This is a genomic window from Bradyrhizobium sp. MV1.5 (assembly GCF_055807615.1).
In genome coordinates, this window is sequence record NZ_JBVVPL010000057.1 from 1 (window position 1) to 18,536 (window position 18,536).

Consider the following 18,536-nt stretch of genomic DNA (forward strand, 5'->3'; position numbering starts at 1 on the left):
GGCTATTACGTCAATCTCGGCATCGGCATCCCGACGCTGGTCTCGAACTACATCCCGGACGGCATGGACGTCAGCCTTCAGAGCGAGAACGGCATGCTCGGCATGGGCCCGTTCCCTTATGAGGGTGAAGAGGACGCCGATCTCATCAACGCCGGCAAGCAGACGGTGAGCGAGCTGCCGTCGACCTCGTATTTCTCGAGCGCGGATTCCTTCGGCATGATCCGTGGCGGCCACATGGATCTGTCGATCCTCGGCGCCATGCAGGTGGCCCAGAACGGCGATCTCGCCAACTGGATGATCCCCGGCAAGATGGTCAAGGGCATGGGCGGGGCGATGGATCTCGTCGCCGGCGTCAAGCGCGTGGTCGTGGTGATGGAGCATTCGGCCAAGGACGGTCCAAAGCTCCTGAAGCAATGCAATTTGCCGCTGACCGGCGAGCGCGTGGTCGACATGGTCGTGACTGACCTGGCCGTCTTCACGATCGACAAACACGGCAGCGGCGGCATGGCGCTGATCGAGCTCGCCGACGGCGTCTCGCTCGACGAGGTCAAGGCCAAGACCGAAGCCGAATTCCGCGTCGCGCTGAAGAACACGTAAGGCGCTTGCAAGTACCGCGAAATGGCCGGGGCTTCGCTCCGGCCATTTTCGTTTCAGCTTGGCGCCGCCGTGACCACATCTTCGGTCGTCCTGGCGAAGGCCAGGACCCATACCGCGAGGTCTATCGATCGCGGTCGGCGATAGTCCCAAGGGCTGTCAACGCGAGTCTTCGCCATACTTTGCTTGGTGGCTATGGGTCCTGGCTTTCGCCAGGACGACATTGTGGAGGCAGCGCGCACATTGCCACCTCAATCGCATCATGACTTAACCGACCATGCCCGACCCCACCGCGCCGACACGCTTGCGACCCACGACGGCTCCTCGCGAACCAGGCGGAAGCCGAGATTGGCGGGCGGGACGCCTTGCGCGCAGCCGCCGGCGCGGGCGTCGCGGATGAAATCCGTGACATAGGCGCGGTGCGCACCCTCGGCGATACGCACGCCGCAATTCACGGTCGGTTTGCCGGCATTGCCGGCCGCGTCGATCCGCGAGCGCACGAAGCAGGCCGAGGTCCACTCCCAGACATTGCCGGCGAGATCTTCGATGCCATGCTCGTTCGAACCGAACTTGCCGAACGGATAGGCCGTCGTGTCGAAGAGGTCGCGTTCGGATTCACGTTCATAGCGGCCGATCCAGCGCTTCGATGGATCAGCTGCGTCCACCGGAAGGCCGTCATCCCTGAATCTGGAGCCGGCCGCAAAGGCCCATTCCGCGTCGCTCGGCAGGCGGTAACTGTGACCGGTCTTGCGCGAGAGCCAACCCGCATAAGCCTCGGCATCGTGCCAGCTCACCTGCACCGCGGGTCGATCGGAGGCGATTGCCACGCCGCGATCAAGCGCGCGACAAGCGCCCTCCTGCACGCAAGTCTGATAGTCGGATGACGAGACCTGATGCCGCATGATGTTCAGCGGCTTCTCGAAACGCATCGCGCGCAGCGGCGCTTCCGCCTGCTGCCCGCCACGGGTGAAATCGCCAGCCTCGCGATAGGACAGGCTGCCTGGCGCGACCCTGACGATGGCGGGCTCCGCCGCGGCGCCGTGGGTCCCCATGTCCGACACCAGCGGCGCCACTGCGATCGGCCCCGCGAGCCCGGCGGCGCAGGCGAGCAGCAGTTTCAGCTTGAATGCGATCAGCATGGTCGTTCCCCGAGGAAAAGGAGCCGGTCTTCACCGGCCCCTCGTCGCGTCTAGTTGGTGTTGGGGGCCGGGATATCGGCAGGGGCCTTCACCTGCGTCATCAGATCGTCGTTCCACTTGCCTTCGACCTTGAAGTGCGCGGTGGCGCCGAGGTCGGCGGCCTCGATCAGATTGTGCGTGACATAGGCGTAGATGCCGGGCTGCATGAACTTGTACAGCGCAGCTCCCGCCGAGCCGCCGCGGATGAACCAGGTCTCGAGCCCGGTCTCCGGCGCATTGGAGAACTTGCCGGTCTCCCAGACATAGTCGCCATGGCCGCCGATCAGATGCGGACGGCTGTCGCGATTGGCCTGCGAATGCACGATCAGCACGTTCTCGCCGACATTGGCGGTCAGCGCATTCTTGCCGGTGAGCGCGCCGACCTTGCCGTTGAACACGACATGGGAGGGGATCAGCTTCTTCATCACCTCTTCGGTGTCGGTGAAGGCTTCGCCCGGCGACTCATAGGACTTGAAATTGCCCTTGTCGTCGCGCGGCACGTACATGTCCTGCTCGCCGACATAGTAGACCTTGTCGTATTTCAGTGCGTGGCCCTTGCCGTCGTTGAGGCCGTCGCGCGGCAGCACCATCACGGCGCCGTTCATGCCGGAGACGACGTGCCAGGGGATCATCGGGCCGCCCGGTGCGCAATGGTAGACGAACACGCCGGTCTTGGTCGCCTTCCAGCGCAGGACGACCTGCTCGCCGGGATTGACCAGCGTGAGCGCACCGCCGCCGAGCGCACCGGTCGCGGAATGGAAGTCGATGTTGTGCGGCATGGAATTGGTTGCAGGATTGACCAGCGTCGTTTCGACGTAGTCGCCCTCGTGCACGACCATCATCGGACCTGGCATCGAGCCGTTGAAGGTCATCGCCTGGAACGTGGTGCCCTTCTCGTCGATGACGACCTTCTTCTCCTCGATCGTGAGTCGGAACTCCACGATCTTGGGGCCCTGCCTGGTCGCTTGCTCGTGCGCATGCACGAAGGGCGGAGCGACCAGCTCGACCTTCTGGCGCGGCAGTTTGAGATCGTCGGCAGCCAAGGCGGGTGTCGCCAGCATCAGAGCGGTTGCGGCGGCGCTGATCAATGCGGCTCGGCGGGTGAACATCGGAAGCATCCTTCATCTGAAATGGTTTTGATGACGGAATGCAGTGTGCGCCGATCGCAGCAAGCGTGTTTGTGCTGCGACAAGCTTTTGTCCTATTCGCCTCCGGTAAAATCCTCAGGAGTTTGTCGAAGATCGCGTCGGCGATGCGAAAGACGCGATGGCGCGCGACGTCAGCCGCGTCGGCCGCAAATCGTTCGCATGTTCAGTTGCGTTTATTGCGAATGGATTGCTGTCGACTAGAGCAACTGGATCGCAATCCAGACCGTGCCCCAAACCGCGAGCGACAGCGCGGCGAAGACCGCGGCCGTGATGACCATTACGCGTACGAAGTGGCCGGCGCCAACGGTGGGCGTGGAGGGGAGGGGACGAAAATCATCGAAGCGCGGGATATGGCCGCGAACGCCGGTGAGCCACAGAACGAGATCGAACGCGAACGACGCCATAACCTGTCTCCAGAGGGCAATATTCGAATGTCACCATGGCTCCGATCCCGTGCTCGGACTTTGAGCGAGCGCAAGGTTTCGCACCCGAAAACGGGTAATTTAGTGCCATCCGGGATGCGCCGCCCCGCTGCGCAGCATTGATTGACGAATGGGTACGATATGAGGGCCGATCTTGCGGTGAATTACGGCGAGGAACGACTGCCGCGCTACACGAGCTACCCGACCGCACCGCATTTCTCGTCGGCGATTGGCGCGGGTGCCTACGCCCTCTGGCTGGCGGAGCTCCCGGCGGCGTCCAGTGCGTCGCTTTATCTGCACGTGCCGTTCTGCCGCGAGATGTGCTGGTATTGCGGCTGCCATACCCAGATCGTTCGTCGTGACGGGCTCATCGCGGCCTATCTGCGTACGCTGCGTAGCGAGATCGCGCAGGTGTCCGAGACGATCGGCCGGCGCATCAAGGTCGAGCACATCCATTTCGGCGGCGGCACGCCGACGATCATGGCGCCGGAGGCTTTTGCCGAGTTGATGGCGGCGATGCGCCAAGCCTTCTTCGTGCTGCCGTCGGCCGAGATCGCGGTCGAGATCGATCCTCGCACGCTGACTGCCGACATGGTCGAGGCCATGCGGGTCTCCGGGGTCAATCGCGCGAGCCTGGGCGTGCAGAGCTTCGACCCTGTCGTGCAGCGCGCGATCAACCGTGTGCAGAGTTTTGAGCAGACGGCTTCCGTGGTCGACATGCTCCAGCACGCCGGCATCAACGGGATCAACTTCGATCTGATCTACGGACTGCCACACCAGACCGTTGCCTCGTGCCTGGATACGGTGCGACGTTCGCTCGAGCTTGGGCCCGACCGCTTCTCGGTGTTCGGCTACGCGCATGTGCCTGCTTTCAAGAAGCACCAGCGCATGATCAACGAGGCCGTGCTGCCCGACGGCCTTGGGCGCCACGACCAGGCCTGCGCGATCGCCAATGCGTTGAAGGAGGCCGGCTATGTGCAGATCGGGCTCGATCATTTCGCGCGACCCGGCGATTCCATGGCCGTGGCCTTCGAGCAACGCACGCTGCGGCGGAATTTTCAGGGCTACACCACCGATAAGGGCGAAGTTCTGCTCGGCTTCGGCGCGAGCGCGATCGGACATTTGCCGCAGGGCTATGTCCAGAACGAGGTGCAGATCGACGCCTATGCGCAGAGCATCGCCGCGGGCCATTTGGCCACCGCGAAAGGCTATGGGCTCACCGACGACGATCGGCTGCGCGCCGACATCATCGAACGCATCATGTGCGAGTTCAGCGCCGATCTCGGCGACATCTGCGCGCGTCATGGCGCCGAGGCCGGGGCGGTGCTGAAATCGGCGTCGCGTCTGAAGCCGCTGATTTCCGATGGTGTCGTGAGACTGGACGGCGACCGCCTCGCAGTCGCACAGGACTCGCGCTTTCTCGTGCGCAGCGTCGCCGCCGCATTCGACGCGCATCTGGATCCCGCGAAGCAGTTGCACAGCCGGGCGGTGTAGTCTCTCTCTCCGTCATTCCGGGGCGCGCCCCTTGGCGCGAGCCCGGAATCCATTTCACCTCTTGGCCTGCTGCCCGATGGATTCCGGGCTCGCGCCTCGCGCGCCCCGGAATGACAAGGCAGCTTGCGCTCCAACAAAGAAACCACAGCCCGCTCCGCTATCGTGGTTTCCGAACGGAGTTGTTGTCCATGCCTTTTGGATCCGACGATCTGGTCGATGACATCATGCGCACGGCGCCGCACACGATCCGGGTGTTTCTCGCCTTCAGGATGGCTTGCGTGGGCTGTCCGATCGCAACCTTTCACACGGTCGATGACGCCTGCCGCGAGCATGGCATCGATCGTGACAAATTCCTCGCCGCGCTGTGCGATCGCGTGCCGGCGTGAAGCGGTCTGGAATTCGTGCGGGCCGCGCGCGGATTCCCGGGTGAGGGGCGCTTTCGCCGTAAGTGGAAGCGACCCTCAACCCTGGCCTATGCCGCGCCGCTGTCCGGGCTCCGCTCCGCCAGCACGACGATCCCATGCGGATCGCGCAGGATGATGCGCTGACGGCCGCTTTCGACCAGCCCCTGCTGTTCCCAGCCGCTCAGGATGCGGCTCACGGTGTGCAGCGTGGTGCCGGTCATCTGCGCGATGTCCTGGCGGCTGATCGGGAAGTCGATCTCGATGCCGCGGTCGAGCTTTTTGCCGGATTGTTTGGCGAGGCGCAGCAGCGCATGCGCGACGCGCTGCTCGACCTGCTGGGTCGACATTTCCAGGATCCGGGTGTGGCTCTCCTGGAGCCGCGTGCCGACAGTCTGGAGCGTGTTGGCGGCGAGCGAGGGAAATCGCTCGACCAGCCGCGGCCAGGCCGAGGTCGGCCAGATCAGGGCGACGCTGTCGTCGACCGCGATCGCCGTGGCCGGATAGCGCGCGGCTCCGATCGCCATCGCGAGACCGAACGTTTCGCCTGGCGCGACATATCGCACCACGATCTGCTCGCCGGTCGGTGTGGTCTTGGCCGCGCGAACATGGCCGTGCAGCAGCAGGAAGAACGATTGCGCGTCCGCGCCCTGCTCGAAAATGGCGCTGTTCTTGGGATAGCGCGCCGAGCGGGCCTCGCGCAGGATCTCCTCGAGGTCCTCCGGCTTGACACCGCCAAACAGCGGCAAATGCGCAACCAGCGATGTGTCGACCTTGGCCATTCTGCCTCCTTGGCGCTGGAAGTGTGATGACACCTGCAATCGTCAGGGTGTTTGCGATAGCGCAAAAACGAGCAGGCCGGACGGCAGTATTTTTCCAGGCGACGATTTGAATCGACTGGAGTTGACCCATGGCTGGCGCCCGATCCCGCAACTTTGAGGGCTGGCCGTTGTTTGCGAACAGCTTTCGGCCCTTTTTCCTGCTCGCCGCGATCCAGGCAGGGCTTTCGATCCTGGCCTGGCTGCCGATGTTCTACGGCGAATTGTCGGTGAGCTCCGCTTTCGCGCCGCGCGACTGGCACGTCCATGAGATGCTCTACGGCTTCCTGCCGGCGGTGATCACGGGCTTCCTGTTCACGGCGATCCCGAACTGGACCGGGCGGCTGCCGATCCAGGGGACGTCCTTGGGCGCGCTGCTGGCGGTCTGGCTCGCCGGCCGGGTCGCGGTGACGCTGTCCGCCGATATCGGCTGGGCGTTCGCGCTTGCCGTCGATGCCGCCTTCCTGACGCTGGTCGTCGCCGCTGCAACGCGCGAGATCATCGCCGGAGGCAACTGGCGCAACCTGCCGGTCGTGGTGCTGGTACTCGTGCTGCTCGCCGGCAATGTAGCCTTCCATCTCGAAGCGCATGATGCGGGTGCGGCCGATGTCGGCATCCGCGTCGGCATCGGCGTGGTCGTTGTGATGATCTCGCTGATCGGCGGCCGCATCATCCCGAGCTTCACCCGCAACTGGCTAGTCAAGTTCAACCCCGGCCGCCTCCCGGTGCCGTTCGGGCGTTTTGACGGGGTGGTGATCGGGTGCAGCGCGCTGGCGCTCGTCTCATGGATCATCGCGCCGTTGAGCACCTTCACCGGCGTGGTGATGGCGGTCGTCGGCGGGCTCCATCTGGTGCGGCTTGCGCGCTGGGCCGGTGACCGCACATTCCGCGAGCGGCTGCTCCTGATCCTCCATGTCGGCTATGTCTTCGTGCCGCTCGGCTTCCTCCTGCATGCTCTTGCCGTCTTCGGCGCGTTGCCGCCGAGCGCGGGCATCCACGCTTGGATGGCGGGCGCGGCCGGAACCATGACGCTCGCGGTGATGAGCCGTGCGAGTCTCGGCCATACCGGACAGGCGCTGACGGCTTCGCCGGCGACACAAGCCATTTACGGTGCGATCATCGTGGCGGCGCTGGCGCGGGTCGCGGCGGTGGTTTGGCCTGCGCAAAGCGACGCGTTGCTGCACATTGCCGCCTGCGGCTGGATCGTTGCGTTCCTCGGCTTTGCCCTTGCGTTCGGGCCGCTGCTCGCCGGCAGCCGTCGCCGCGCCCTCGCCATCATGGGCGTGCCTGTCCCGGCACGCTGAATTCAAGCCGTGGTCGCCACGGTCGGTGATTCCAATGGCCTGACGCCTTTGCGCCATGCGGTGATGGTGCAGCCGAAATGGCCGCGGAACCAGCGGGCCATGGCGCTCTGTGCCGAGAAGCCGAGCTGCACGGCGATGTCGGCCAGTGGCCGGCCGGGGTCGTCGATCAGCTGGACCACGAGATCGGCGCGCTGCGCGTCGAGAATGGCCGAGAAGCTGGTGCCGGCTTCGGCGAGGTGGCGGTGGATGGTGCGGCGGGTGCAGGCAAGGTGCTCGGCCACGCGCTCGACCGTGCAGTCGCCGCCGGCGAGCAGGAGACGCACGACCTCGTCGACCTTCTCCTCCCAGCTTGCCGGCCGCGTCTCGATCGCCTCGATCCGCTTGCGTAGATAGCTCGCGATCAGCGGATGTGCGCTCGGGATCCGGCGCTCCATGTCGTGTGCCGACAACAGGATCGAATCGTCCTCCGCGTTGAAGGTCACACGGCAGCCGTAGAACTCGCGGTAGCGCTTGCGGTCGTGCGGCGGTGGATAATGCAGGTGCACTTCCTGCGGCCGCCAATCGCTGCCGAACAGCGACTGGATGATGCGATGGACGCTGCCGAGCGCCATGTCGATCGACTGGCGCGGCGCGGTCGGCTGTCGGCCGCGCAGGTGCAGCGTGACGGTCACGGTCTGCTTGTCGCGGGTGACGTCCAGCTTCATGCCGTCGTGGTGGATCGGGATGAAGCGCGAGAAGGCCTCGATGGCTTCACCAACGGTCGCCTGTTCGCGCACGATCAGGCCGACCGCGCCGAAATTGGTCAGCCCGCCGCGCTCGGCAAGCCGCAAGCCGAAATCTTCGGCTCCGGACGCCTCCGCCGACAATTCGAGCAGACGTCGCAGGCCGGTGACAGCAATGGGCGTATCGGGCTTGTCGAGGCAGGCCAGCGGCAGCCTCACCTTGCGCATCATCTGTCTGGGGTCGAGCCCGACCGACCGGGCGACCTCCGGGTAATAGCTCAAGCCCGCGCTGCGAATGAGGTCGGTCATGCGAACCGGTCCTGCCAGCCATTCCCGCAGATGTCCCGAAATGTAAAGTTTATGTCCCGATCCGTCAAATCCGGGAACCGGGTGGAACATACATAAGTGAAACCGAAGCACGGGCGTGAATGCCGTGCATATGACGGCGCGGCGCGACGAGGCCCCGCTGCCGTCTCGGACCATTTGACCAAAGACATTTCTGGATCGGAATTATGCCGGGGAACATGCTTTCCAAGGGTGAGGTATTCGTCATCGACACCGATGCCGCCTCCCGCGAACAATTGTCCACCGCGCTCCAACAGAGCGCATACAACGTGATCTGCTTCGCCGACGGTGCGTCTCTGCTCTCGGAAGCCAGGGCCCGGATGCCGGCCTGCGTGCTGCTGGAGATGCCGCCCGATCGCTCCGGTCTCGATGTGCTCAAGCGCCTGCGTGAGGAAAACTGCATGGCGCCGGTGCTGGTGACCGCAACAAACGGCAGTATCGCCATGGCGGTGGATGCCATCAGGAGCGGCGCGGCCGACTTCATCGAGAAGCCGTTCCGCACCCGCGACCTCGTCGACCGGATCGATGCCGCGATCGACGAGTTCGCACAGCCCGGCTCCAACCGGCAGCGCTGGCTGCCCGGCTGCGAACCTCTGACTGTGCGCGAAGGCGACGTGCTCGAGCATCTGGCCGCCGGCCTGACCAACAAGGAGATCGCCCGGCGCATGCATCTGAGCGCACGCACGGTCGAAGGCTATCGCGCCGGCATTCTGAAGAAGGCGGGCGCCAGGAACGTGACAGACCTGCTTCGCCGCATCTTCGGGCAGGGTTCGTCCCCTCAGGATTAAGGGCTCCGTCGCGGGACGCCGACACGTTCCGGGCCTTGCTGCCGCCGCGGCGGCGCCCCACGGAAACCCCAATCGAACCAGTTCCTTCCCTGCCGCGTCCAACCAAGTTGGCGAGGCATTGGATCGCGCGTCCGGCTGGCGGCGGCGATGACTTGGAGGAGGGACTTGATGCGCATCACCGCAAAATGTTTGGCAACGACGAGCCTGGTTCTGGTGACCACGGCATTCGCGTCGCCGTCATGGGCCGCCGAATTGGACGCCACATCGGCCATCGATACCGTCACCGTTTACCCCGATGGCGCGACCGTGACCCGCGTCATCGCGGTGGACCTGCCGTCTGGTGACTCGACGCTCATTGCCAAGGACTTCCCGCTTGGTCTCGACACCTCGTCGATCCGGGTGGAGGGCGAGGGGGGAACGAAGCTCACCATCGGCACGATCGATGCGCGCACGCCACGTGCGGCGCCGGTCAATTTGCCGGAGCTGGACAAGCGCATCGAGGCGCTGAACGACCAGCGCGCCGACCTGCAAGGCGCGATCGACTCGGCCAATGCGCGGCGCAAATTCGCGGAGCATTTTGCGGAAGCGTCGCCCGCGGGCATCGGCGACAAGGGCGAGGCGCGGCCGATTGCCGAATGGCGCACGGCCTTTGCCACCGTCGGCGAGGAAATTGCGAGCGCCGATACCGCCGTTCGCGACGCCACGCGCAAGATGCGCGAGATCGATCGGCAGATCGGCCAGCTCGAAGTCGAGCGCAAGGCCAAGCCGCCGAGCAAGCTCGAAGTCCGCATGGACATCGCCGCCCCGGCAGCAACCAAGGCGACGTTGAGGGTCACCTACAATGTGCGCAATGCGCGCTGGCTGCCGCTCTACGACGCCCGCCTCGACACCGGCGCGAAGGATCGCAAACCGCAGCTCGAGCTTGTCCGCCGTGCCGAAGTCACGCAATCAACCGGCGAGGACTGGTCCAACGTCACGCTCGGCGTCTCCACGGTCCGCATCGGTCGCGGCGGCAGCGCGCCGGAGCTGAATTCGCTGGTCGCACAATATCCGCAGGTGCCGAGGCCGCGGGCGCTGGGTTCGCTTTCGGATTCGGCAATGCCTGCGGCGGCGCCAATGCAGCAGCGAAAGATCGAAACGTCCGCGGCCAAGGCAGCCGACGATATCCGCGAACGCGCCGAAGAACAGCAGGCGGTCGCCGAAATCGGCGATTTCCAGGCCAGCTACAAGATTCCTGGCCGCGTCAACCTCGGCGCCGCCGAGGGCGCCAAGAGCCTGCGCATCGCCTCGATGACCGTGCCCGCCGATCTCGTGGTGCGCGCGGCACCGGTGATGGATCCCACCGCCTTCCTCGAGGCAAGCTTCAAGCAGACCGACGACGCGAGCCTGTTGCCAGGCAAGGTCGCAATCTATCGCGATGGAACCTTCGTCGGCCGCGGCAAGCTCTCAGCTTCGGCCAAGGACGATATCGTGCGGCTCGGCTTCGGCGCCGACGACAAGGTCAGGATCGAGCGCGCCGTGCTCAAGCGCAACGAAGGGTCGGCCGGCCTCCTGGTCACGACGTCGAAGACCGACGAGCGATCGTTCAAGACCACAATCCGCAACGGTCACGACTTCCCGATCAAGGTCGCGATCGAGGATCAGTTGCCTGTCAGCGAGAGCGAGGACATCCTCGTCGAGATGTTGCCTGCGACCACGCCGCCGACCGCGAGCAACATCCGCGACAAGCGCGGCGTGCTGGAATGGTCGTTCGATGCCAAGCCCGGCGAGGTCAAGGACATCAATTTCGCCTGGCGCATTCGCTGGCCGAAAGACAAGAGCATGGTGATCGTGCCGGCCGGTTAGGGGAGTTCTTTACCTCGCCGCGCTTGCGGGGAGAGGTCGGCGCGAAGCGCCGGGTGAGGGGGACTCTCCGCGAGTCGCACGCTCACCGTCTTCATGGATCGAGCCCCTCACCCCAACCCTCTCCCCGTAAGAACGGGGAGAGGGAGAGGAGAGAGCAGGGCTCACTTCGCCTTCAGAAAATCCGCGACTTCCAGCAACATGAACTCGTTGTCGTCGGCCTTGTTGGGATCGCGGCTGGACGAGAACGGCAGATTGTTGTCGTTGCCGACGATGATGTGGGTTTCGTCTACACGATCGACGTTCTCGATGGTGAAGAACGGGAAGGTGTAGACGCCGTCATTGAGCGGCTTCTTCGCCTTCTTGTCGGGATCCCTGATCTTCATCAGATCGATATAGCCGATCTTGCGCACGGGCTTGCCGACATTGGCCTCCGTGAGCTCGATCTTGTAGACGCGCTTGAACTTGGCCACGTCAGGGAAGCAGTTCTCGCCGCGGGTGCCTTGCGGGCAGGCCTTGTCGGCCGTGCCTTCGCCGTTGTCGCGCTCGATGATCAGGCCGGCGCTCGGATCGATCATGTTGAAGTCGCCGATGGCATTGCCGTTCTGCTCGAACACATATTGCCAGTAGCGGCCGGTGAATTTCTCCGCGGCGACGTCGAATTCCAGGATACGCGAGGCTTCCTTGCCGTCGACCTTCTCCCAGTCCTTCTTCTCGGCGTTCCACAGCGGCCCCTCGAGCAGACCGTAGAGGAACTTGCCGTCTTTCGAGGAGGCGAAGCCCTCATAACCCTTGGAGCGGCGGAGGTTGACGTTGCTGTAGGTCGCGCCCGGTGCTCCCGGCGTCGCCACCGCCCAGTGATCCGGCGAGCGCACCGGCTTGCCGTCGGCGACCGTCTCGAACAGGCCGAGAATCTTGCCGGTCTTGTCGGCCTTCAGGATATAGGGGCCGAATTCGTCTCCGATCCAGAAAGTGTCGCCGATGATCTGAAAACCTTCGGTGTCGAAGTCGGAGCCGGTGAGATAGCGCCTCTCGGTGTCCTCGTGCACGATGCGGAACGGCACGCGTCTGTCGGGATCGTGCAGGAACACGGTTTCCAGCCGCTCGATCTTGCCGCCGACCCAATCCATCTTGTAGCGGTTGAGGTACAGCATCGAATCCGGCGAATTGGCGCGCGCGCCCATGCCGTTGTCGGTGATGACCCAGAAGGTGCCGTCGCCCATCGACTTGATGCCGGAATGGCCCTGCAACGGCTGGCCCTTGAACGGCAACGATACGCCGGTCGCCCGCTCATAGGACTTGCCCATCACCGTGCCGAGCGCGTCGACGCGCTTCCCGGTGGTGTATTTGCCGGATGTCTTGAGATCGGCGGGGGCATCAGCCGGCGCGTCGATGAAGGTGGCAGCCGGCATCACCAAATGGCCGGCGAGCTTGGCGGGGAATTCGCCTTCGCTCTGTGCGAGCGCGGAGCTCGCGGTAAGAATGATCGTTGCGACGGTGCCAAGAAAAGTCGCGCGCATGTGCGTCTCCTGTTAACGGAGGACATCTTATGCGGACCGCGCATTGCAGTTTTGTGAAGCCGGGCCAAACGCCGCGGTCGACGGTCTACCTCTTGACCGGCGCCGGTAACGACGTCGGGGCGGAGGGCCGCGGAATTTCGAACCTAAACGCCCTGATAGACCAGTCTGGTGAAGAAGCCGGGATCGATCACGAATTGCCCCCATATCGCGTCGAAGGCCGCTGTCGGCTTCGCCGCAACGGTTTCATCCCGCGTTCGTCCCTGCTTCTTGAGGCGGGCGACGTTGTCGCGGATCCCGGCGAGCATGTCGCGAAAGGCCTGGAATTCGGCTTTGTTGCCGACCGGTTTGCCATGGCCGGCGATGACGATCGTGTCCTTGTCCATCGCTGCGAGATTAGCGTCGCATGCAGCGATCATCCCGTCGATGCTGCCGCCGGTGGAATAGTCGATGAACGGATAGATGCCGTTCCAGAACATGTCGGCGACATGAACGATGTTGGCGTCTGCGAAGGTGACGGAGATATCGCTGTCGGTGTGCGCGGGTCCGTAATATTTCAGGCCGATCGAGGTTCCGTTGAGCTTAAGCTCGCGGCTGTCGGCAAAGACTTCGCTTGGGATTCCGCCCCCGCCGAGCGGAAGGAAATTGTAGTCCCAGTCCTCGACCCGCTGCACTTCGGCAAGGTGTTTGCGGGTGTTTTCCTGCGCTATGATTTTGGCGCCGGCTGCATGCAGCCATTCGTTGCCATCGGCATGATCGAAATGCCAATGGGTGTTGACGAGATGGGTGACGGGATCGGCGCCCAGATCGGCCAGCGCTTTGGTGAGTTGCGGACGTGAGACGCGGATGCCCGCATCGATCAGTACCTTGCCGTCGGGCCCGGTCAGCACGGCAATGTTGCCGCCGGAGCCTTCCAGCACGGTGATGTTGTTTCGGAGCTTGTGCGCGACAATCGGCGATACAGCAGCGCTGTCCTTGATCAGGCTGACGATGCCTCGCGCCTCCGCGTACGCTTGCCTGGGGCTAAGCCATCCCGAAGCGGCGGCCGTCGCGGCGCCAACGCAACACAGGCAGAAACCGCGTCGAGATAATGATGGGAGCCGTGTCGAACGCATGCAATTCTCGCTTCTCGAGCGACTATCGACGGCGCCAATGATCGACCCCGCTGTCAGGATGCAGCGTGGGGCCAATGCAGCATGCGGTCTATCACGATAGCACGATCGACTGCGCTCGCGCGCAGCCACGAGTTACTCCTTGACCGCGCCTGTCAGCGAGGACACGTAATAATCCACGAACAGCGAGTAGAAGATCGCAACCGGCAGCGAGCCGAGCAGCGATCCCGCCATCAGCGCCCCCCACTGGTAGACGTCGCCGGTGACGAGCTCGGTCAGGATCGCGACCGGCACCGTCTTGTTGGCGCCGCTCTGGATGAAGGCGAGCGCGTAGATGAACTCGTTCCAGGACAGCGTGAAGGAGAAGATGCCGGCCGAGATCAGGCCGGGCACCGCCAGCGGCAGCGTGATCCGGCGCAGGATCTGGAGCCGTGTGGCGCCGTCCACCAGCGCACATTCCTCGAGCTCGTAGGGGATCGACTTGAAATAGCCGATCAGGAGCCAGGTGCAGAATGGCACCAGGAAGGTCGGATAGACCAGGATCAGGGCAAGCGGGCTGTCGAACAGGCCGAACTGCACGACCACGGTTGCCAGCGGAATGAACAGGATCGACGGCGGCACGAGATAGGCGAGATAGATGCCGAGGCCGACATAGGGGCTGCCGCGGAAGCGCAGGCGTTCGATCGCATAGGCGGCCAGCGTGCTCGCGATCAGCGACAGCGTGGTCGCGCCGATCGCGACCAGCATCGTCGTCCACAGCCAGCGCGGATAGGCGGTGTCGAACAACAGGTGCTTGATGTGGGCCAGCGTCGGCGAGGAGATCCAGAACGGGTTGTGCTCCCGGTAGTTCATCAGCTCTGCGTTCGGCTTGAACGACGTGATTGCCATCCAGTAGAACGGAAACAGCAGGATCAGCACGAAGCAGCCGAGCGGCAGGTAGATCATCATCAGCCGCCGCAGCCCGGAATCCCAGGCCATGGTGTCCGGCGGTGTGGTGGCGACGGCGGCCGGCTGGGCGGCGGTATCAGTCATTGCTCTCTCCCTGCTGCCATTTGCGGCGGGCCAAGCCGAAATAAGAGAACAGCGTCGCGAACACCAGGAACGGGATCATCGACACCGCGATCGCCGCACCCTCGCCGAGCTCGCCGCCGGCAATGCCGCGCTGGAAGGCCAGCGTGGCCAGCAAATGCGTCGAGTTGCCGGGGCCGCCGCGGGTGATGGCATAGACGAGCTGGAAGTCGGTGAAGGTGAAGATGATCGAGAAGGTCATGACGATGGCGAGGATCGGCATCATCATCGGGAAGGTGATGTAGCGGAACCGCTGCCAGGCGCTGGCGCCATCGAGCATCGCGGCTTCATAGAGCGAGGGCGAAATGGTCTGCAGGCCCGCCAGCAGCGAGATCGCGACGAAAGGAATGCCGCGCCAGATGTTGGCAGCGATCAGCGAGAAGCGCGCCGGCCAGGGCGAGCCGAGAAAGTCGATATTGGTCGTGCGCCAGTGCAGCACGTCGACCAGAAGGTAGGAGATGATCGAGAACTGCGGATCGTAGATCCACCAGAACGCCAGCGCCGAGAGCACCGTGGGCACGATCCAGGGCATCAGGATGATCGCACGCAACAGGCTCTTGAACGGAAAATGGTTGTTGAGCAGCAGCGCGAGCCAGAAGCCCAGCGCGAACTTTCCGAAGGTCGCGATCCCCGTGTAGACCACGCTGTAGAATACCGCGTTCCACCACAGGGAATCTGTGAGCAGGTACTGGAAATTCTCGAAGCCGACGAAGACGCCTTTTCTGCCGATCGTGGTGTCGGTGAAGGCGAGCCAGATGCCGAGGCCGAGCGGATAGGTCAGGAACACCGTGAGCAGCCCGATCGCGGGTGCGAGGCACATCACGATCAGGAACGGCTTGTAGTCGAACAGGCGTACCAGCCAGGAGGGCTGCCGTCGTGCGAGGGCGAGAGTGGGAAGTGTGGTCACGGACATCGGGTCGTTGTCCTGTCTCTGGAAGTCACCACGCCCGTCATTGCGAGGAGCGAAGCGACGAAGCAATCCAGGCTGTAAGCGCGGAGACAGGCTGGATTGCTTAGCTTCGCTCGCAATGACGAACTTCTGTCCAGCGTTACTTCTGCCGCCGGAAGTACCGCTTGCAGCGCTGCTCGGCTTCCGCAGCCGCGGCTTCCGGTGTGGCAGCGCCGGTCGCAACCGACGCGAACATCTGAATCAGCACGTAGTCGGCGCTCACGGCGCCGGTCGCGGTCGAGATCGGGCCGGCGTAGCCGTCGTAATAGGTGCTGTTCATGGTGTTCTTGAACAGCTGCACCTTGGGATCCTGCGACCATACGGCCGCTTCGGCATAGGCGGCGAGCGGCTGGGACCAGTAGCCGGAATTGGCGTTGAGCCAAGGCTCGTACTGGTCTTTTTCCAGCATGTATTGCAGGAAGGCCTTTGCGGCATTGGGGTACTGGCTGTGCTTGAACACCATGGCGTTCAGCGTCAGGCCCGCCATCGGCGAGACCTTGGCGACACCTTTCGGCAGCAGTTGATGTTCACTGTCGTCGGCGATTGCCTTGGTCGCCGGATCGTTCTTCAGCGAAAAATACAGCGAGACGCCGTTGGCGGTCAGCGCGATCTCCTGCGCGGCGTAGGCGCGATTGTTGCTGACGTCATTCCAGGACGTCGTGCCGGCGATGAAGGTCGGGTAGAGCTGCTTGACCCAGTTCAGCGCGGCGATCGTCTCCTTGCTGTTGATGATGACGTTGCCCTCTTCGTCCAGCAGGGCCGCGTTGTGCGACCATAGCGCCCAGCTTGCGAACCCGTTGCCGTCCCCCTTGGCATTGCCGAGGGCGAAGCCCGCCGGCTTGCCGGCCTTCTGGAGCTTCTGGCACAGGTCGAGGATTCCGGCATGGTCTTCCGGCACCTTGTCGAAGCCGACCGATTGCAGGATCGACTTGCGGTAGATCAGCGGACCCGCGGTGGCGCCGAACGGCAGCCCGATCCAAGTGGGGCTCTTGTTCTTCTTGCCGTAGCGCTGCGCCAGCGGCAGCCAGCCGCCGTACCGCTTGCCGAGATAATCGGCGACGTCGGTCAGCTCGACCAGCTTGTCGACATAGATGTGCGGTGCGTCAGAGAAGCCGATGATGATGTCGGGACCCGCGCCGGAATTCGAGGTCACCGCGGTTTGCTGGTTGATGTCCTCCCAGCCGACGAAATCGACCTTGACCTCGACGCCGGTCTCCTTGGTGAATTTTGCCGCATTGGCGCGGAACACGTCCTCGTCGGCCTGGACGAAACGGACCGGTCGCAGCATGCGCAGGGATGCGCCTTTCTCGATCGGCAGTTTCGGTGCGGGGACGTCCGCGGCCTTGATCGCGGATTGCGCATTTGCCGGAGCACCGGTTGCCGCGATTGCCGCAGCGGACAGGCCCAGCGCCAAGGCATCACGACGTGTGATGTCGTTCCTCATCGGTTCCTCCCTATGTGTTTCCCTTCCCGGCGTTGATCGCCGGTGAAGGGTCGTTTTCAGTCTTTTGCCGGTTGCCGGCGCGCCTTCGCGGCCGTCCCGCCTAGCTGTTCGGACCGCGGTCCATGCTGACAGGCTGCCAGCGGCGGAGCGCGGTGTCTTGCAGCACCGACGGATTGACGCAGCTTACCGGCCACATGCCCTGAAGCACCAGTGACAATTCGTAGCCCACCCGGCGCTTGCGCGCCTCGTCGAACCGTGCCGAGGCGGAGGCGACATGGGCGGTCAGGGTGACGTTGTCCATGCCGAGCAGCGGATTGTTGTGCGAGGGCGGCTCCTTCTCCAGCACGTCGAGGGCGGCATGGGCGATCCAGCCCTCCTGAAGCGCCTTGATCAGGCTTTCCTCGTCCACGGTGGCGCCGCGGCCGGTGTTGATGAAGACCGAGCCCTTCTTCATCTGCCGGAAGTGCTTCTCGGTGAGCATGTGATGCACCTCGGGCCGGGCGGGGGCGTGCATCGAGACGAAGTCGGATTGCGACAGCACCTCGTTCAGCGTCGCCGGAATCACGCCGTGGTCGGACATCAGCGTTTCCTGGATGAAGGGATCGTAGGCCATCATCCGCAGCCCGAACGGCGCCGCGCGTTTCGCAACTGCACGCGCCACGCGGCCGAACGAGATGAAGCCGAGCGTCCGGCCCATCAGCCGTGGAATCTTCGACAACGCCGGCCTGCCCTCGGCCCAGCGGCCGCTGCGCACCATCCGGTCCTGCTCGACCAGGCGGCGGAAGCCTGCGAGCAGCAGCATCATGGCGTGGTCGGCGACCTCCTCGATGAAGGTGTCGGGGATGTTGGTGACGGGAATGCCGCGCGCGGTTGCAGCCTTGATGTCGACGCTGTCGACGCCGACCGAGCCCAGCGTGATGACCTTGCAGCTCTCCAGCGCGTCGATGATGGTCTTGGTGATCGGGATACCCTTGGCGTAGATGGCGTCCGCTGTCTTCGCGGCGGCGATGAACCCGGCCTCGTCGGCCGGGGCCTCGACGATCTCGGCGTCGATCGGATCGAGCGCCTCACGCTCATAGGAATAATCGCTGCTCGCGACCGTGAAGCTCGCGCCCTTCGGCGTCACGATCCTGTATTTCGGCATGTCCTGCTCCCGATTTGGTTTCTTGTTGCGACCCGCCTTCGCGCGGGCCTTTGCGTCTTTTACGCGAAATCGGGGCGGTTGCGTACAATCGGCGGTTGCCGTGGCGGCGATTTGTGCGACGGCCCAGACGTTTCCTCCGGGCTTTTACGGGGCGCTCCGTAACAGGTTGCTAAGGGCTCGCCACTAAAAGTTGATTCAATTGAGATCGATTCCCTCGCGCATCCTTATCCCTTTGTTGCCGGAGCA

General features: G+C 64.0%; 17 protein-coding genes. 6 read left to right on the top strand and 11 right to left on the bottom strand.

Annotation, left to right across the window (positions count from 1 at the left end; translation table 11 throughout):
* Positions 1-597: 3-oxoacid CoA-transferase subunit B (locus AC0L2J_RS31620; protein ID WP_473395597.1), on the top strand; the 597-nt coding region annotated here is incomplete at its 5' end.
* A 257-nt stretch (positions 598-854) separates the two neighbouring features.
* On the opposite strand, the gene AC0L2J_RS31625 is transcribed toward AC0L2J_RS31620, so the two are convergent.
* From AC0L2J_RS31625 to AC0L2J_RS31635, 3 genes are all read right to left on the bottom strand, one after another.
* The gene (locus tag AC0L2J_RS31625) at positions 855-1,733 is read right to left on the bottom strand and encodes an SUMF1/EgtB/PvdO family nonheme iron enzyme (RefSeq protein ID WP_473395599.1); all 879 of its coding nucleotides are present in this window, start codon (positions 1,731-1,733) and stop codon (positions 855-857) included.
* Positions 1,734-1,783: 50 nt separating this feature from the next.
* Complete coding sequence (gene nirK, locus AC0L2J_RS31630) at positions 1,784-2,881, bottom strand: copper-containing nitrite reductase (RefSeq protein WP_473395600.1); 1,098 nt, start codon at positions 2,879-2,881, stop codon at positions 1,784-1,786.
* Between the two features lie 236 nt (positions 2,882-3,117).
* Positions 3,118-3,324 (bottom strand): hypothetical protein, encoded by a 207-nt coding sequence (locus AC0L2J_RS31635; protein ID WP_473395601.1) that lies wholly within the window; start codon positions 3,322-3,324, stop codon positions 3,118-3,120.
* 159 nt (positions 3,325-3,483) lie between these two features.
* Between AC0L2J_RS31635 and hemN the strand changes: the two genes are divergently transcribed.
* Positions 3,484-4,836, top strand: coding sequence for an oxygen-independent coproporphyrinogen III oxidase (hemN, locus tag AC0L2J_RS31640; RefSeq protein WP_473395602.1), 1,353 nt, complete (start codon positions 3,484-3,486; stop codon positions 4,834-4,836).
* A gap of 188 nt (positions 4,837-5,024) precedes the next feature.
* Entirely contained in the window at positions 5,025-5,222 is a 198-nt protein-coding gene (locus AC0L2J_RS31645; RefSeq protein WP_007596228.1) for a DUF1858 domain-containing protein, read from the top strand.
* Positions 5,223-5,308: 86 nt separating this feature from the next.
* On the opposite strand, the gene AC0L2J_RS31650 is transcribed toward AC0L2J_RS31645, so the two are convergent.
* A complete protein-coding gene (locus tag AC0L2J_RS31650) occupies positions 5,309-6,019 on the bottom strand; it encodes a Crp/Fnr family transcriptional regulator (RefSeq protein ID WP_063994810.1) in 711 nt (236 codons plus the stop codon).
* A 128-nt stretch (positions 6,020-6,147) separates the two neighbouring features.
* Between AC0L2J_RS31650 and AC0L2J_RS31655 the strand changes: the two genes are divergently transcribed.
* Positions 6,148-7,359, top strand: coding sequence for an NnrS family protein (locus AC0L2J_RS31655; protein WP_473395603.1), 1,212 nt, complete (start codon positions 6,148-6,150; stop codon positions 7,357-7,359).
* A gap of 2 nt (positions 7,360-7,361) precedes the next feature.
* Here the strand turns inward: AC0L2J_RS31655 and AC0L2J_RS31660 are convergent, their stop codons facing one another.
* Positions 7,362-8,390: an AraC family transcriptional regulator gene (locus AC0L2J_RS31660; RefSeq protein ID WP_007614179.1), complete on the bottom strand. Its 1,029-nt coding sequence runs from the start codon at positions 8,388-8,390 to the stop codon at positions 7,362-7,364.
* Positions 8,391-8,593: 203 nt separating this feature from the next.
* Here AC0L2J_RS31660 and AC0L2J_RS31665 point away from each other — a divergent pair, with 203 nt between their 5' ends.
* Together AC0L2J_RS31665 and AC0L2J_RS31670 are read left to right on the top strand one after the other, a co-directional pair.
* Entirely contained in the window at positions 8,594-9,214 is a 621-nt protein-coding gene (locus AC0L2J_RS31665; protein WP_007614177.1) for a response regulator transcription factor, read from the top strand.
* A 168-nt stretch (positions 9,215-9,382) separates the two neighbouring features.
* Positions 9,383-11,059: a mucoidy inhibitor MuiA family protein gene (locus tag AC0L2J_RS31670; protein WP_473395605.1), complete on the top strand. Its 1,677-nt coding sequence runs from the start codon at positions 9,383-9,385 to the stop codon at positions 11,057-11,059.
* 161 nt (positions 11,060-11,220) lie between these two features.
* Here the strand turns inward: AC0L2J_RS31670 and AC0L2J_RS31675 are convergent, their stop codons facing one another.
* From AC0L2J_RS31675 to AC0L2J_RS31700, 6 genes are all read right to left on the bottom strand, one after another.
* Entirely contained in the window at positions 11,221-12,576 is a 1,356-nt protein-coding gene (locus tag AC0L2J_RS31675; RefSeq protein WP_473395606.1) for an esterase-like activity of phytase family protein, read from the bottom strand.
* Between the two features lie 143 nt (positions 12,577-12,719).
* On the bottom strand, positions 12,720-13,688 hold the full coding sequence (locus AC0L2J_RS31680) for an MBL fold metallo-hydrolase (protein WP_473395626.1): 969 nt from the start codon (positions 13,686-13,688) through the stop codon (positions 12,720-12,722).
* A 132-nt stretch (positions 13,689-13,820) separates the two neighbouring features.
* Positions 13,821-14,717, bottom strand: a complete 897-nt coding sequence (locus tag AC0L2J_RS31685) for a carbohydrate ABC transporter permease (RefSeq protein ID WP_007614166.1) — start codon at positions 14,715-14,717, stop codon at positions 13,821-13,823.
* On the bottom strand, positions 14,710-15,666 hold the full coding sequence (locus AC0L2J_RS31690) for a carbohydrate ABC transporter permease (RefSeq protein ID WP_027570394.1): 957 nt from the start codon (positions 15,664-15,666) through the stop codon (positions 14,710-14,712). The genes AC0L2J_RS31685 and AC0L2J_RS31690 overlap by 8 nt, the downstream gene beginning before the upstream one ends.
* Positions 15,667-15,802: 136 nt before the next feature.
* The gene (locus tag AC0L2J_RS31695) at positions 15,803-17,146 is read right to left on the bottom strand and encodes an ABC transporter substrate-binding protein (RefSeq protein WP_063994818.1); all 1,344 of its coding nucleotides are present in this window, start codon (positions 17,144-17,146) and stop codon (positions 15,803-15,805) included.
* 100 nt (positions 17,147-17,246) lie between these two features.
* Positions 17,247-18,290: a C-terminal binding protein gene (locus AC0L2J_RS31700; protein WP_473395609.1), complete on the bottom strand. Its 1,044-nt coding sequence runs from the start codon at positions 18,288-18,290 to the stop codon at positions 17,247-17,249.
* Positions 18,291-18,536 lie beyond the last annotated feature (246 nt).

Excerpts from the sequence above, each read along its gene's own strand:
- AC0L2J_RS31625 (WP_473395599.1), bottom strand. The coding sequence starts at position 1,733 with ATGCTGATCGCATTCAAGCTGAAACTGCTGCTCGCCTGCGCCGCCGGG.
- nirK (WP_473395600.1), bottom strand. The coding sequence starts at position 2,881 with ATGTTCACCCGCCGAGCCGCATTGATCAGCGCCGCCGCAACCGCTCTG.
- AC0L2J_RS31635 (WP_473395601.1), bottom strand. The coding sequence starts at position 3,324 with ATGGCGTCGTTCGCGTTCGATCTCGTTCTGTGGCTCACCGGCGTTCGC.
- hemN (WP_473395602.1), top strand. The coding sequence starts at position 3,484 with ATGAGGGCCGATCTTGCGGTGAATTACGGCGAGGAACGACTGCCGCGC.
- AC0L2J_RS31645 (WP_007596228.1), top strand. The coding sequence starts at position 5,025 with ATGCCTTTTGGATCCGACGATCTGGTCGATGACATCATGCGCACGGCG.
- AC0L2J_RS31650 (WP_063994810.1), bottom strand. The coding sequence starts at position 6,019 with ATGGCCAAGGTCGACACATCGCTGGTTGCGCATTTGCCGCTGTTTGGC.
- AC0L2J_RS31655 (WP_473395603.1), top strand. The coding sequence starts at position 6,148 with ATGGCTGGCGCCCGATCCCGCAACTTTGAGGGCTGGCCGTTGTTTGCG.
- AC0L2J_RS31660 (WP_007614179.1), bottom strand. The coding sequence starts at position 8,390 with ATGACCGACCTCATTCGCAGCGCGGGCTTGAGCTATTACCCGGAGGTC.
- AC0L2J_RS31665 (WP_007614177.1), top strand. The coding sequence starts at position 8,594 with ATGCCGGGGAACATGCTTTCCAAGGGTGAGGTATTCGTCATCGACACC.
- AC0L2J_RS31670 (WP_473395605.1), top strand. The coding sequence starts at position 9,383 with ATGCGCATCACCGCAAAATGTTTGGCAACGACGAGCCTGGTTCTGGTG.
- AC0L2J_RS31675 (WP_473395606.1), bottom strand. The coding sequence starts at position 12,576 with ATGCGCGCGACTTTTCTTGGCACCGTCGCAACGATCATTCTTACCGCG.
- AC0L2J_RS31680 (WP_473395626.1), bottom strand. The coding sequence starts at position 13,688 with ATGCGTTCGACACGGCTCCCATCATTATCTCGACGCGGTTTCTGCCTG.
- AC0L2J_RS31685 (WP_007614166.1), bottom strand. The coding sequence starts at position 14,717 with ATGACTGATACCGCCGCCCAGCCGGCCGCCGTCGCCACCACACCGCCG.
- AC0L2J_RS31690 (WP_027570394.1), bottom strand. The coding sequence starts at position 15,666 with ATGTCCGTGACCACACTTCCCACTCTCGCCCTCGCACGACGGCAGCCC.
- AC0L2J_RS31695 (WP_063994818.1), bottom strand. The coding sequence starts at position 17,146 with ATGAGGAACGACATCACACGTCGTGATGCCTTGGCGCTGGGCCTGTCC.
- AC0L2J_RS31700 (WP_473395609.1), bottom strand. The coding sequence starts at position 18,290 with ATGCCGAAATACAGGATCGTGACGCCGAAGGGCGCGAGCTTCACGGTC.